Origin of the sequence: Pseudorhodoplanes sinuspersici (assembly GCF_002119765.1) — a bacterium.
Taxonomy (GTDB): Bacteria; Pseudomonadota; Alphaproteobacteria; order Rhizobiales; family Xanthobacteraceae; genus Pseudorhodoplanes; species Pseudorhodoplanes sinuspersici.
Genome location: NZ_CP021112.1, coordinates 5944081 through 5957153 on the forward strand (window position 1 = coordinate 5944081; position 13073 = coordinate 5957153).

Annotated in this window: 13 protein-coding genes and 3 pseudogenes; 2 read left to right on the forward strand and 14 right to left on the reverse strand. The window is 61.1% G+C overall.

Translation table 11 applies throughout. The features are described 5' to 3' along the window. Positions 1–285: 285 nt before the first annotated feature. The 4 genes from CAK95_RS28790 to CAK95_RS28805 form a co-directional block, all read right to left on the reverse strand. Positions 286–2244, reverse strand: coding sequence for a TRAP transporter permease (locus CAK95_RS28790; protein ID WP_157699791.1), 1959 nt, complete (start codon positions 2242–2244; stop codon positions 286–288). Between the two features lie 65 nt (positions 2245–2309). Further along, positions 2310–3272, reverse strand: a complete 963-nt coding sequence (locus tag CAK95_RS28795; RefSeq protein ID WP_086091079.1) for a TAXI family TRAP transporter solute-binding subunit — start codon at positions 3270–3272, stop codon at positions 2310–2312. 96 nt (positions 3273–3368) lie between these two features. After that, positions 3369–4022, reverse strand: coding sequence for an NADPH-dependent FMN reductase (locus CAK95_RS28800; RefSeq protein WP_245303564.1), 654 nt, complete (start codon positions 4020–4022; stop codon positions 3369–3371). Between the two features lie 9 nt (positions 4023–4031). Further along, the gene (locus CAK95_RS28805; RefSeq protein ID WP_086091080.1) at positions 4032–4874 is read right to left on the reverse strand and encodes an SDR family NAD(P)-dependent oxidoreductase; all 843 of its coding nucleotides are present in this window, start codon (positions 4872–4874) and stop codon (positions 4032–4034) included. A gap of 182 nt (positions 4875–5056) precedes the next feature. Here CAK95_RS28805 and CAK95_RS28810 point away from each other — a divergent pair, with 182 nt between their 5' ends. Continuing rightward, positions 5057–5746, forward strand: coding sequence for a GntR family transcriptional regulator (locus CAK95_RS28810; RefSeq protein ID WP_086091732.1), 690 nt, complete (start codon positions 5057–5059; stop codon positions 5744–5746). 46 nt (positions 5747–5792) lie between these two features. Here CAK95_RS28810 and CAK95_RS28815 read toward each other — a convergent pair whose 3' ends face one another. Together CAK95_RS28815 and CAK95_RS28820 are read right to left on the reverse strand one after the other, a co-directional pair. After that, positions 5793–6962, reverse strand: a complete 1170-nt coding sequence (locus tag CAK95_RS28815) for an LLM class flavin-dependent oxidoreductase (RefSeq protein WP_086091081.1) — start codon at positions 6960–6962, stop codon at positions 5793–5795. Continuing rightward, positions 6959–7687 carry an alpha/beta fold hydrolase gene (locus CAK95_RS28820; RefSeq protein ID WP_245303565.1) on the reverse strand — a complete coding sequence of 243 codons (729 nt, stop codon included), beginning with the start codon at positions 7685–7687 and terminating at the stop codon, positions 6959–6961. The genes CAK95_RS28815 and CAK95_RS28820 overlap by 4 nt, the downstream gene beginning before the upstream one ends. Positions 7688–7980: 293 nt before the next feature. On the opposite strand from CAK95_RS28820, the gene CAK95_RS28825 reads away from it, so the two are divergent. Further along, a complete protein-coding gene (locus CAK95_RS28825) occupies positions 7981–8757 on the forward strand; it encodes an SDR family NAD(P)-dependent oxidoreductase (protein ID WP_245303566.1) in 777 nt (258 codons plus the stop codon). A 182-nt stretch (positions 8758–8939) separates the two neighbouring features. On the opposite strand, the gene CAK95_RS28830 is transcribed toward CAK95_RS28825, so the two are convergent. The 8 genes and pseudogenes from CAK95_RS28830 to CAK95_RS28850 form a co-directional block, all read right to left on the reverse strand. Continuing rightward, positions 8940–9290 (reverse strand): hypothetical protein, encoded by a 351-nt coding sequence (locus tag CAK95_RS28830; RefSeq protein ID WP_086091084.1) that lies wholly within the window; start codon positions 9288–9290, stop codon positions 8940–8942. Positions 9291–9465: 175 nt separating this feature from the next. Continuing rightward, entirely contained in the window at positions 9466–9672 is a 207-nt protein-coding gene (locus tag CAK95_RS30535; RefSeq protein WP_120265386.1) for a CoA transferase, read from the reverse strand. Next, complete coding sequence (locus tag CAK95_RS30265) at positions 9669–10364, reverse strand: CoA transferase (RefSeq protein WP_425349719.1); 696 nt, start codon at positions 10362–10364, stop codon at positions 9669–9671. The genes CAK95_RS30535 and CAK95_RS30265 overlap by 4 nt, the downstream gene beginning before the upstream one ends. Continuing rightward, a complete protein-coding gene (locus CAK95_RS30540) occupies positions 10319–10507 on the reverse strand; it encodes a CoA transferase (protein ID WP_425349655.1) in 189 nt (62 codons plus the stop codon). The genes CAK95_RS30265 and CAK95_RS30540 overlap by 46 nt, the downstream gene beginning before the upstream one ends. Next, positions 10473–10706 (reverse strand): annotated as a pseudogene (locus CAK95_RS30545) (zincin-like metallopeptidase domain-containing protein); the annotation flags it as partial. The gene CAK95_RS30540 and the pseudogene CAK95_RS30545, both read right to left, overlap by 35 nt. 89 nt (positions 10707–10795) lie before the next feature. Beyond that, a pseudogene (locus tag CAK95_RS30125) lies at positions 10796–10912 on the reverse strand (ArdC-like ssDNA-binding domain-containing protein); the annotation flags it as partial. 67 nt (positions 10913–10979) lie between these two features. Then, positions 10980–11168 (reverse strand): annotated as a pseudogene (locus tag CAK95_RS30335) (ArdC-like ssDNA-binding domain-containing protein); the annotation flags it as partial. 310 nt (positions 11169–11478) lie between these two features. Then, the gene (locus tag CAK95_RS28850) at positions 11479–12546 is read right to left on the reverse strand and encodes a hypothetical protein (protein WP_086091087.1); all 1068 of its coding nucleotides are present in this window, start codon (positions 12544–12546) and stop codon (positions 11479–11481) included. Positions 12547–13073 lie beyond the last annotated feature (527 nt).

Below are 13073 nucleotides of genomic sequence, written 5' to 3' on the forward strand. Positions count from 1 at the left end.
ATAAAAACCTATTCTTCCGAAATGCTATATCCCGAGATACCGAAAAGGCGGTCGGTCTGCCCCATTCACCAACGGGTTCGAATCTCTAATGGTGAAATGGCGCGCCCGAAGAGATTCGAACTCCTGCCCCCAGATTCGTAGTTTGAATCTTGTGAGATTGTTCTGCGCGTGGCGACTTTGCAATTGAAAAGAGCCGCCGTTGAGTGCGGCTCTTTTCAATTGGCAACGATCTCAATATCTTAAGCTGGTGGCGTATCGCCTATGGTGGTCCTCCCTGTGGCGGGCCTATTCGGCCGCGACTTCTCGGGTCAGGGCGCGCTCGCCGCGGCGCCCGGCGATTTCGAACAGTAGCACCGCCGCGGCGAGGACGCAGCCGACGATGTTGGCGATGGTCGACCACGACGCCATCTCCAGCGGCACCAGCAGCAGGGCGCCGCCGATGATGGAGGCAGTCCGCAGCGCTAAGCCCATGCGACACAGGCCGTAGCCGATCATGCCCGCTGAGACGAACCAGACGCCGATCGCTGCGGTTGTGATCGACAGTGCTGTGTCGAACCAGGAGCCGCTCTGCAGCAGGAGGCTCGGCGAGAATACGAACAGGAACGGTACGATGTAGGCTGTCCACGAGAAGCGCATCGCAACCCATCCGGTCTTCATCGGGTTTGCCTTGGCGAGGTTCGCCGCGAAGAAGGCCGCAATCGCCACCGGCGGCGTCACGAAGGACATCATACCGAGATAGAGAATGAACATGTGCGCCGCCATCGGCGTGACGCCGACCTCGACCAGCGCCGGCACGATGAGCACTGCCAGCAGCACATAAACGCCGAGGGTCGGCATGCCCATGCCGAGCACGATGCACAGCACCGCGGCGATGAGCAGGAGCAAGAAGATGTTGCCCGCGCCGACATTGACCAAGAACACCGTCAGGGCGAAGCCAAGGCCGGTGATCTGCAGGATGCCCATGATGAAACCAGCGGCGGCCGAGATCATGATGATATCCGCCGACGAGACGCCGGTACGCACTAGGCAGTCCCACACCGCCCGCGGCGTCAGCCGCTGCACGCGATAGCCGAAAAGGAAGCCGATCACTACGACCGCGGTGCAGGCGAAGATCGCCGCGTTCTCGGGCTCACGGTTCTGCCAGAACAGAGCGTAGACCAGTACGGCAAAGGGCAGCAGAAACAGCCAGCCCTTGGCAAAGACCTTGACGAGGTTGGGGATCTCCTTTGCAGGCACCCGCAGGATGTTGCCCTTCGCCGCTTCGAGGTCGGCTTGGATGAACAGCGAGAGGTAATAGAGCAGCGACGGGACGGCCGCCGCAATTGCTACTTCGGTGTAGGAGATCTGGAGGAAATCCGCCATCAGGAAGGCGACTGCGCCCATGACCGGCGGCATCAACTGGCCGCCGTTCGAAGCGCTGGCCTCAACCGCTGCCGCATGCTCTGGCTCGAAGCCCGACTTCTTCATCATCGGAATGGTGATGACGCCCGTGGCCAAGATGTTGGAGACCACGATGCCATTGATCGAACCGAACAGCGAAGAGGCCATGATCGAGATCTTGGCAGCGCCGCCACGGAAACGGCCCATGAGCGCCAGTGAGACGTCGTTGAAGAAGCTGGCTCCGCCCGACGCCGACAGCAACTGCCCGAAGAACACGAAGGGGATAACGACCGTCACGCCGATCAGGAGCACCAAGCCGAACAGGCCGCTGGTGTCGAGGCCGAGATAGACGACCATGTCGTTGATCTTAACGTCGCGGGTCTGCAAGTCGCCGCCAACCATATGGCCAACGAGCGCGTAGAAGAAGAACGCCAGAACGACGATCACCAGCGACCATCCGGAAGCCCGGCGCAGCCCCTCCACCACCAGCAGGAAGAGAAGCCAGGTTACGACCACCACGTGCCATGGCGAGTTGAAGAACTCGCCCAGCATGCGGGGATAGGACCAGCCCATATAGAGCCCTATGCCCAGTGAGGTGGCGGCGAGCACCCAGTCATACCATGGCACTGAGGTGCGTGGCAGCGCAGTCCGGCGGAACGGCCGGACGATGTAGACGAGCGCCATGGCCAGACCGAGGACGACGGCAAGGAACTGTTCCGCGAGGAAATTCCATCCGACGAGCGTGAAGAGATTAGCGCCCCATGCGATGCCGGCGAGCGCGATTGCGGCGCCGAGCACGGTGCTCGCAACGCCGACCACGCCGCGCGTCGGTGCTTCCATTTCGATTCCGGCCTGTACACTCATGGCTGTCGTCGTCCCCGATCGGCTTTGCATGTGCGTAAGAAGCGGTCGGCTTGCGCCGTCTCGCCTCACTCGCCCTTCCAGATGCCGATCTCTTTGTAGTAGCGGATCGCTCCGGGATGATACGCCACGTGCTGCTGCTGGACGGCGAGGTTGCCCGGGTTCATCGCATTGAAGGACGGATGCGCCGCGACCAGGGCCGCCTTGTTCTCGTGGATCGCTTTGACGGTCTCGTAGACCGTCTCCTCGTCGACAGCCGAGCTGACGGCCATCGTCATCGCGTACTGCATGAGGTTAGTCTCGCCGATGACGCCATTGAGGTGCGGCAGCGGCGCCTGCGGGGCGATCGTGTATTCTGGACGGATCAAGGCCATCGCCTTCTTGGCTTCCTCAGAGTTGTCCAGGCTGATGAACTTGATGCCCACGGCCGCGTCGATTTCCGCCATTTTGGGGGCGCCGACGGCGAAGACCGTGGCGTCCAGGCGGCCGGCCTTGAAGTCATCGGCGGCGCGCAGCAGATTTGCGGTCGGCACGCCGTGAGTGTCGTCGAGCGACAGGCCGGCGGTGGCGAGGATGGCGTTCGACAGCGCGATGCCCTGTGGGAAGCCCTGCCATCCAGTCGGGAAGCGCTTGCCTTTCAGCTCGGCGATAGTGTTGATGCCGGAATCCTTGCGCACTAGAACGCCCACCCTGAACGGGAAGACCGTCGCAGCGAGCCGCAGCTTGTCGAGCGGCTTTCCCTTGTGCTCGTCTTTGCCGCGGACCGCGACGCCGACCTCGTCGTTTGACATGAAGGTGAAGGCCGCTTGGCCGACCTGCACGGCACCCATGGAGGCGGCCGGCGAATTGAACGTGACGACGCGCATCTGGATCCCAGCCTTGTCCTGCACGACCTTGGCGATCGCCTGGGCTTGCACGTTGTTGATAGAGCCGGGCGGCAGCGTCGAGATGCTGACGGTCTGCGCGGCGGCCGCGCCGACAAGCATTGCCGAGGCCGTGATCGCGGCCGTGAATCGAAGTATGTTCTTCATGCACTTCCTCCCTCTTCCCCGACTCTGCGGGGTTTGCGGTTTTCTGTCGTCCGACGCCGCGGAATTCTCCTCCCGCTGGCGTCCAACTGGATCTATTCAGGCACTCTTTGCCGCCCTTGGTTGATCATCTGCACTGTTTGCCCCTTGAAGCTGTTGCACCATCGCGAAGGTGTAGATCTGCCGCGCGACCGTCTCCAGTTGAGCGGCGACCTCGTCATTGGCGGGCCTGCCGTCCTCGAACGGACGGTTCTGCGAGTTGAGTGCCGCCGCGAAAGGCGTCGGCCAGCCGCGCAGCGCGTGGACGACCGAGCGCACCTCGACAAGCGTGGTGCCGAGCGCCTGGGCGCCGAACGCAGACACGATCACGCCCACTGCGCGCCCGTCGAAATAGGCACGCTTATCGTCACGCATGTCCTCGACGTAGTCGAGTGCGTTCTTGATCACGCCCGACATCCCGCCATGGTAGGACGGCGTCGCAATGATGATGCCGTTCGCGCGGCGCAGCGACTGGATCAGCCGACGTGCCGAAGGGCTGCGGTGCTTGTCGGAAGGGTCATACATCGGCAGGTCGAGCAGCGGCCCAACGATCATCTCGGTCGTGGCTCCCATCGCCTCAATCGCGGAGAGCGTGCAGCGCAGCGCCGTTTCGGATGATGAACCGATGCGGGTGGTGCCGCCGATGCCGACAATGTGCGGCCGAAATCCGCCGAACCCATTGTGCGAACCGAAGAGACCGTTCATGTCGAGCATTGCCATCTCCTACTCCGCCTCGGCAATGTCTGACATGCGAGCCTTGGCGAAGGCCGCGTCGATGGCGGCATGCCGACGGTCAAGCCACATCTTCGTCTCGGGATGAGTGAAGATGTAGAAATCGCCCGCCTGGATGGCGCCGGCAACACGCTCGCCGATTTCGACTGGTTGGGTCCCGCCCTTGATCAGTTCACCCACGAAATGGTTCTGCCGCCGTACATACGCGCCACCCATCCGCTCCGGGCGGCTGCGCTCGGAGAGGTGTATCTTCGTATCGACAGCCGCTGGAGCCAGCACGGAGACCCCAACCTGGGTGCCGGCGAGTTCGTTCTGCAAAGCTTCGCTCAGCGCGACGACGGCATATTTGGTCATCGAATAGGCGCCCGTCAGGAAATCCGGGTTGACCTGGAAGCCGCCGATCGAGGCGGTGTTGACCATGTGCGCCGGCTTGCCTCCCTCGAGCATACGCGGGACGAAGGACTGGATGCCGTGGATGACGCCGTAGATATTGACGCCGATGACCCAGTCCCAGTCCTTGGCGGCGATCTCGTGCAACGGCACGCCGTGCATGGCGATGCCGGCATTATTGCAGGCGACGGCGACCGCGCCGTAGGCCGTTTCGATCGCGTCGGCTGCGGCCTCGACCGAAGCGCGGTCGGAAACATCGACGCAGACCGCCATCGCAGTACCGCCCTCGGCCTGGATCACCTGCACGGTTTCGACGGCATCGGCTTCGCGGATGTCGCAAACGCCAACCTTCAAGCCACGGCGCGCAAGGCTCATCGAAATGCCGCGCCCGATGCCCGAGCCAGCGCCTGATACGTACGCCACCATGCCCTTTTCTAGTTCCATTTCGCTCCCTTCGACGGCCTCGTGGCCGCGCTTATTGTATACAGTTTTCAGGCATCACCGATATTTACACGCTAGTTCTTCTGATCATCCTTGTTCTGGTATACAATAGCAGGCCTTGCCGCGATTTACACTTGCATGCGAAAGGCGTCGGACACACTGGACCAATGGAATCGGCAAATCGGATGAGCAGACCGGACAGCGCCACGATCGCCCGTGACGGCGACGCCAGCGGTGCGGTCGAGACCGCCTACCGCTTCATCCGCACCGCGATCATCTCGGGCGACCTGCGGTCTGGCGAGACGCTCCAGGAATCGCGCCTGGCCGAGCGCATTGGCGTCAGCCGCACCCCGGTGCGCGAGGCACTGTCGCGCCTCTCCAACGAGGGCCTTGTCATACTTGGGCGCTATCGCCGCGGTCAGGTGGCGAGCTTCTCGCAGGCCGATGTGGCCGAAATCTTCCGCCTGCGCGCCAAGCTCGAGGGCCACGGCGCGCGCCGCGCTTGCCGCCGCATCACCGCCGAGGAGATTGCCCGGCTGGAAGCGGTCGAGGACGAAATGGAAAGCGTCTTCGACCAGCTCGGCTGGCATCGCCACCTGTCCCGCTTCGACGAGCTCAACAACGAATTCCATGCCATCATCGCCCGCGCGGCGGACAGTCCGCGGCTGGAGAAGATCCTCGCCTCCTGGCTCGAACTGCCGGCGTCGATCTTCAATGTCTACACTGAGCCGCTGGAGGAACGGACGCGGCGCACCCATCGCCAGCACCGCGAGGTGATCGCCGCCATGAAGGCACGCAATCCCGACTGGGCCGAGGCTGCAATGAGCGCTCATCTGTTCTCGATCCTCAACGACCCGGCTCCTGATCCGGACTAGACTAGCCCGGCCCGGCGGCATGCCCCGGGCCGACGCGTCGGCGACGCTACTCCGCCGCCGCAGGGATGGCGTTCGCGGTCTTGTCGCGCAGGTAGGGCATGACCTCGTTGGCGTAGATCTCCATGTTCTTGCGCGTCAGCTCAGCTGGCAGCGTGCCGAACTGCAGCAATGTGAGCAGGTGGCCGAAGCCGATCTCGCTCTGATACTGCTCCAGCTTCTGCCGCACCGTCTCCGGGCTGCCGCAGATGAACATGCCCTTGGCCATTACGTCGTCGATGGTCTGCTTGGTGCCGATCGAGGACTTCGCCTTCATCACGCCCAGCATGGAATTCAGCGACAGGTACCCCGGCGGCAGCAGCATCTCCTTCGGCATCCTCAGGAACTTGTTGAGGAAGTTCTCAATGTGCGGCTGCGCCTCGCGGCGCGCGATTTCGTCGGTCTCGGCGACGTAGAGCGGCACCGACCAGCCGAGCTGGTCCTCGGTCGCCTCGTAGCCGTGACCGGCCGCCATGGCCTTGTACATCTGCATGTATTTGGCCAGCATCGCCACCGGCGTGAAAGTCTGCAGATAAGTGTAGCGGCGGTCGGGATGGGACGCCCATTCGATCGTCTCGCTGGACCCTTGCGAAGGGATCCAGATCGGCGGGCGAGGCGACTGGTAGGGCCGCGGCCACAGATTGACGTATTCGAACTGGTAGTGCTTGCCCTCGAACGCGAAGGGGCCGGTCTCGGTCCAGGCACGCAGGATCAGGTCGTGCGCCTCGTGGAAGCGATCATGGCTGTCGGCCGGGTTGGAGCTCCAGGCGTGGTACTCCGCGCCGATGCCACGCACGAAGCCCGCAATGAAACGGCCCTCGGTGATGTTGTCGACCATGGCGAACTCTTCCGCCACGGTGACCGGATTGTTGAGCAGCGGCAGAGCGCGGCCGAGGATGGCAATCTTCACCTTTTTGGTGCGACGCGCCAGCGCGCCGGCCATGACTCCCGGCTGCGGCATCAGCCCATAGGCGTTCTGGTGATGCTCGTTGACGCAGATGCCATCGAAGCCGAGTTGGTCAGCATACTCAAGCTCGTCGAGATAGCGGTTATAGAGCTTGGCGCCCTTCTTCGGATCGTAATAACTGTTGGGCAGCGTGACCCATGCGGAATTGTGCTTCTGGTCGTAGTCCAGATCCAGATCCGCATAGGGCATCAAGTGCATCATGTAGAATTTCATCGCGCGGCTCCCTCGAGGAAGTTGACGACCTTGGAGGTGAACTCCTGCGCCTTTTCGACATGCGGCAGGTGACCACATTCGGGGATGACCTCCAGCGATGAGGTCGGGATCAGATCGCGATAGGCCGAACCGTAGGCGGCCGGGATGAGCTTGTCGTCGTCGCCCCACAGGATCAGCGTCGGCACGTCGATGCGGTGCAGCCACTTCCTGAGATGCGGATTGTGGAGGCGCGGGCTCCAGCCGAGCTTGGCCGTCATCAGCCGGTTCTTCAGCAGCACGAGGACTTCCTCCTCGCTGGCCGGCGGCGGCATAGCGGCGGCGATCGCTTGGTTGTGGAAGAGGTTCTGAGCGAGCTCCTCGGGCGACCACATGAACATGTCGCCCTTGCGCACACCCGATACGCTGATCCCGGCTGGCGCCACCAGCGTCAGCGACTTGATCTTCTCGCAGGAGCGCGTGGCCAGCTCGGCCGCGATCCAGCCGCCGATTGAGGTGCCTACCAAATGGACATTGTCGAGCCCGTAATGGTCGATCAGGTCGAGATAGAAGAACGCGAGATCGCCGACATTGTCGAGCCATTCCGGCGTGTCGGAAGCGCCAAAGCCCGGATGCTCGGGCACGATCACGTCATACTTTTCGGAGAGCATCTCCATGAAAGGCAGCCATTTACTGGCGCCGGCGGAGCCGTGCAGGAACAGCAGCGGCTCGCCTTTGCCTCCGCGCATGACGCGGATCCTGCATCCCGCCACCATTTCAAATGAGTCTTGATGCACCATCTCGGTCGCGGCCTCCCCTCGTCTCAACAATCGGATATCATCCTCATCCGGCAAATTGTACACCTTACCGCAGATCAAAGGTCAAGCGCAGGTAAGTCAAAAAACATGCCTCAATGAAAATATCACTATTTATCAATAGTTTATATCTATGCCCTCCTCGACCGTCTGCGGGCTTGCAAATTTGAGGATCTCGATATTGCATACCAAAATGCTTGGAGAGGAGAAGGCCGATGAGTCTTGGGATGTTTTCGCTGGACGGCCGCGTCGCCGCGGTGACGGGGGCTGCGAGTGGACTCGGCCTGGCGATGGCGGAGGCGCTGGCATGGGCGGGCGCGCATGTCGCGCTGCTCGACATCGACGAAGCGGGGCTGGAGCGCGCGGCCGATGCCATCCGCGCTTCGGGCGGTAAGACCGAAACTGCGCGGCTCGACGTCTCCGACCGGGCCGCCATCCGGACCGTGATCGACGGCATCGCGGACCGGCACGGCCGCCTCGACACGGTGATCGCCAATGCCGGCGTCACCGCCGGCCCCGGCTATCGCACGGAGATCGGCCAGATCAACGCGGTCGACGACAAAGTCTGGGATCGGGTGCTGGGCATCAACTTGTCGGGCGTCTTCGTCACCATGCAGGCAGCGGCGAAACATATGAAGCGCCAGCGCGCTGGCCGTATCGTGGCGGTGGCCTCCGTCGCCGGGCTGAAGTCGGAGGTGATGTGCGGCTATGCCTACACCGCCACCAAAGCGGCTGTGGTGAACCTAGTTCGCCAGGCGGCGATGGAGATGGCGGAATACAACGTCATGGTCAACGGCATCGCGCCCGGCCCCTTCCGTACCAACATCGCGGGCGGGCGCATCAAGGACCCGGAAATCGAGGCAGAATTCGCCTCCATGGTGCCGCTCGGTCGCATCGCCACGACCGAAGAGATCAAGGGCCTGACGCTGCTCCTGTCCTCTCCGGCCTCCAGCTTCATGACCGGCACGACGATCCCGATCGACGGCGGCATCATGGCGAAATGAGGCGACGAAGGAGAACAAGACAATAACCGACACCATGACCGCGCCGTTTGCCGGACGGCTGACCGAACAGATTTTAACTCCCGACCGCCAGATTCGAGTTTGGAGGTGAGAACAGCGCAGAGGTCGCTGTTGGCGGCGGTTCAAGTTCGGACCCATGCATCTGATACGCCCTGCAGCAGGAGCTACACGCTCGCGAGCGCAGACCGACCGGCGTTGTCGCTTTGCACCTTGCTTTCTTTTTGTCCTTCAGCTTCCGTAGAAGTATTTATCGCAAACAGGCGTCCACCCTCTGCCTTTTCCATTCGCGACAGAACTCGTCTTGCAAGACCCACACCGGCATCGGACCTGAGATTCATTTCGCGGAAAATGGAGCTGTCGGACAGCCTCTCGCTGAACTCTAAAGCCTCTTGTTGTTTGTTCGGCGCCCAGACACCCTCTTCGGCCACAGCGGGAAATTCCAGGGCAATCCCGCTCGAACAGGTCGTCGCAGGTTCCGCAAAAATCAGGCCTTGGGTTCGCAGTTTTGTACGCAAACGGTGCGCCGAAGAGATTCGAACTGCTGACTCCCAGATTCGTAGTCTGAGAGTCGCAGGCGCGGAACGGGCGCACGTGGTTCATTCGCAAAATCTAAGCCATGCTCGCACAGCGCCGACCTTTCAGGCGTGATCGCGGCGGCAGGCATTCTCGTCGCATCGCTTCTAATCAGCGTCAGCTTGGCTGTCGAAATACGGACGATATTGGGAGCGGCAAAAGGGGCAACCCATCCTCATCTTCTGCACGAAATACCCCCCGCGACTCAAAATGTGGATCAGCTAAAACTTCCTCGAACGTCGGCACGATAGTCACACAGCAACATGCAGCTTTGAAAGTCGGCTCCCATTCCGCTGCGGTACGTTCCGAAATGATCGCTCTCACCGCTTCAAACGTGGCGGATGAATCATTCTTATCGTCGGCATTCGAGGCTCAAGTCCGATCACTTTCACAAAGCGTTGCCAGAACCGCTCTTCGAGAGCCGCCACTACAATAAATCGATCATCGCGGGTGGCGTAGTGGCGATAGCGGGGCGAGGTCCCGTTGAAACGTAAGCGATCTGGCGGAACAGAACCCGCTCCCCATCGCGAGGCCAACGCCTCCCACGCAAATACAAACATTGCGTCGGTCATTGATATATCGAGGTGACTTCCGGTTCCGGTGATATCGCGCTGGCGAAGGGCAAGCAGGATGTTGATTACCGCCGGGTAAGTACCGCCAGCGATATCCGCGAGGAGCACGGGCGGCACGGTTGGAGCCGACCCGAGACCGAGTAGGCCGGCGCTAGCGACGTAGTTCAAATCGTGCCCGCTTTCGTGTGCGCGCGGCCCATTCTGTCCGTAGCCACTGATCGAGCAGACGATCAGTCGTGGGTACCTTGCGATCAAATCGGTTGCAGCCAGGCCAAGCTTCTCCAGTATGCCGGGACGGGATTGGGTCACGAGGACATCAGTGCCGGAGATCAGTTCATTCATATGCGAACGACCCGATTGAGACGCCAGATCGATCGTCACGATGTCCTTCCCGCGCTTCAGAGCTGATAGGCGACCCCTACACCGCCCCGCCTCGGCTCGTATTGACGCAAGCCATCTCCGCCGGGACGTTCCACCTTTGTTACAGTTGCCCCGACCTCGGCTAGCATCAACGTTGCAAGAGGACCGGGTAGCAGATGTGTCAGGTCGAGAAGTCCAGTGCACGAGTTCATGCAGCAAGGTTGCATAATAGCCCTCGGCGGCGCTCGCGATCGGGGTGTCGATGAAATGGTCGTAGGGCGGCCTCTCGATGCGATCGACGGATGGCATGTAGCAGGCACGATTGCCGCGATGCACGATGGTCGCCCCGCTCACCGCGATGAACGCATCGGCGCGGTCGATCCGCGCCGATTGGAAATCAGTGGTCAGCGGTTGCGGCGCCGTAATGCCAGCAGACCATCGATCTGATCGACGTTGAACACCGTGTAGGCTCGCAGCACCGGGATACGCGTCGTCACGATCTCGTCCGCACCGATGTTATCCGTCTGACTGGTTTTGTCACTCCGCTCGATGACGTTGGCATAGACGACGCTGGTGCCATGCTCGCCCTTGCGGACCTGTCCGCCGAGCGACAGCGCCTGGCGAAAGGTCAGCCAGCTCTGGCCCGGTGTACCCTTGTTCGATAACGGCGACCCACAAGATGAGTACGTTGACGCCGCTGTATTGCCGCCCCGTCGAGGCGTTGTTCGGCATGGCGAGCGGCGCCATTGCTGCCGCCGCGCCCCAGGGCTGAACCCCGGGCACGCGTCCGGCCTCCAGCTCGGCGATGACTACCGGCATGCCATCGTACACGGCACGATGCTTTCCTCGTCGACCATGCCGACATTCATCCGGAATCCCGGTTGGCATGGCGAGCTTCGAAATCGGCCAAGCCACGATGCCCACGTCGACGGGAATCTTCTCGATATGGCCATCGACAGCACATGGACGCTCTGCCAGGTGGCCGTGACGACGAGGTCGGCTTGTATGACACCTGAGAAAGTCGCGGATTTGATCGCGCTAAAGCCCAGCGTGGCCCGCGCCAGAAGCATGGCTAGCGAATTGCGGCATCTTACTGCGCTAATGAATCACGAAAAATACTGAAAGCAGCAATCGGCGCGTTTGTTTCGCGTTTGCGGGTACACCTGTCTACGATTGCGAGGAGCCTCGTCGACTGAGGCTATTCGTAGGGCAATTCGCCGAAAAGACCGATCATGAGGTCACCATCGAGTTGCGAGAAGGGGATATCTAAGTAGTGATCCGGGTGCCGTGGTTTGGCTCTACCATCGTTCGGCCCGTTTCTAGTGTGTCCCCGTACGTGTTCGCCGCTTTCCTTGATATAAGGTAGGATGACCAGTCGACCATGATTGATTGAACGGATGGTGCCTTCCTTCCACAAAGTGCTCCCTTCCGACTCTTTTGTAGAGGTGGTGTGTTTGACCTGCCATCCGATGCCACCGTCCTCTTCGTACCAGAAGACGATGCCGTTCGAGACCAGCACCTTTTGGCCGTTGGCCAATGCTTCCGCCAGCATGCGTTGCACGCTCGCGAGCTGGAGCAATTGATTGGCGCGCGGTAGCAGTATCTGACGGATCTTGGCTTTGGTCTTTCCCCAATGGGCATCGGCACTGCTATCAAACCCATTCGCGATCCGAGCCCGCATAGCAACTTCCGCGGATCGGATGCCCGCGGTGTAAGGCTTTGACCATACGTTGTTCTGTGAGCGGTAGAGAATGGAACGGCGCCAACGGCGTGCCGGTTGGCCAACCATGACAACCCTCAGGTAAGGCATGTCCGAAAGCTGTTCGGTCAATTCCTGGCGGAAAGGCTCCGACTCCGGCGGGAGCACCAAAGACGATGAAACAGGCCGCGGATCGTTTGCGTGCCGACGTCGTGCTTCGGCCAGCATAAGTTCTTCTTCCTCATGAAGACGCTGCCTCGCTTGCAGGTTCTTCGCGACTTTAAGCTGGAGTGAAATCTTCTTCGCGCCATCCATCTCGCGTCCAGCGAGAGCATCATGTAGCATCGGATTGAGACTGGCGGCCGCGGACATTGCGGCCTCGCGATCTGGATAGATGTCGCCACGGACGTGTCCGTTCTCTGTCGGCACTCTGCGATCGCGCCAGATCGGAGCCTTATCTCCCTGCTCCACCAGCTCTTGCATCAGCCAGTTGCCGAACAATGGGCGATAGTTCGGCCACACAGCCAGAGCCGTGTCAAAGTCGCGGGCGTTGTCTCCCCATTTCACGAACAGCCTCCGGATAAATCATTTGCGGTTCGTCCGCTTTTCTCACGGCGCTGCACCTTAGTTCCAGTGGCTGGTGCAGTGAGGGTCATGCGCCAGCAGCAACCGTCATATCGACGAAGACGTGCTTAAGGCGGATTGGGTGACCACCTTTTTGAGTTAATGCGCCTTCAAAGATCGCGAGGGAGAGCGTGTGTTCGTCTCTCTCAGCCCTACGGCAGTCGATAATAGACGCCGCGCTCAAGATCCAGGAATGACCGGCCATCGCCTTTGTATGGCGACGCGCTGGTAATAGTCGCTGCGCGGTTGACACGCAAACGCAGACCCATGGTAGCCAGCGGATAGAAGCTGCGCAAAAGGCCGCACATAGGGGCGTACCTGACCGGACTTTCTTCGATGCTGGTTCGACGTTCCCGATGGATAGAGCGAGAGATTCGACGCACCCTCGAACTGCGATCGTATCGAAGTGCAGAAAAGCGAACATGGGACTTTCTACGTCAATGGCCATCCACGTAAGTATTTGCGCGCGA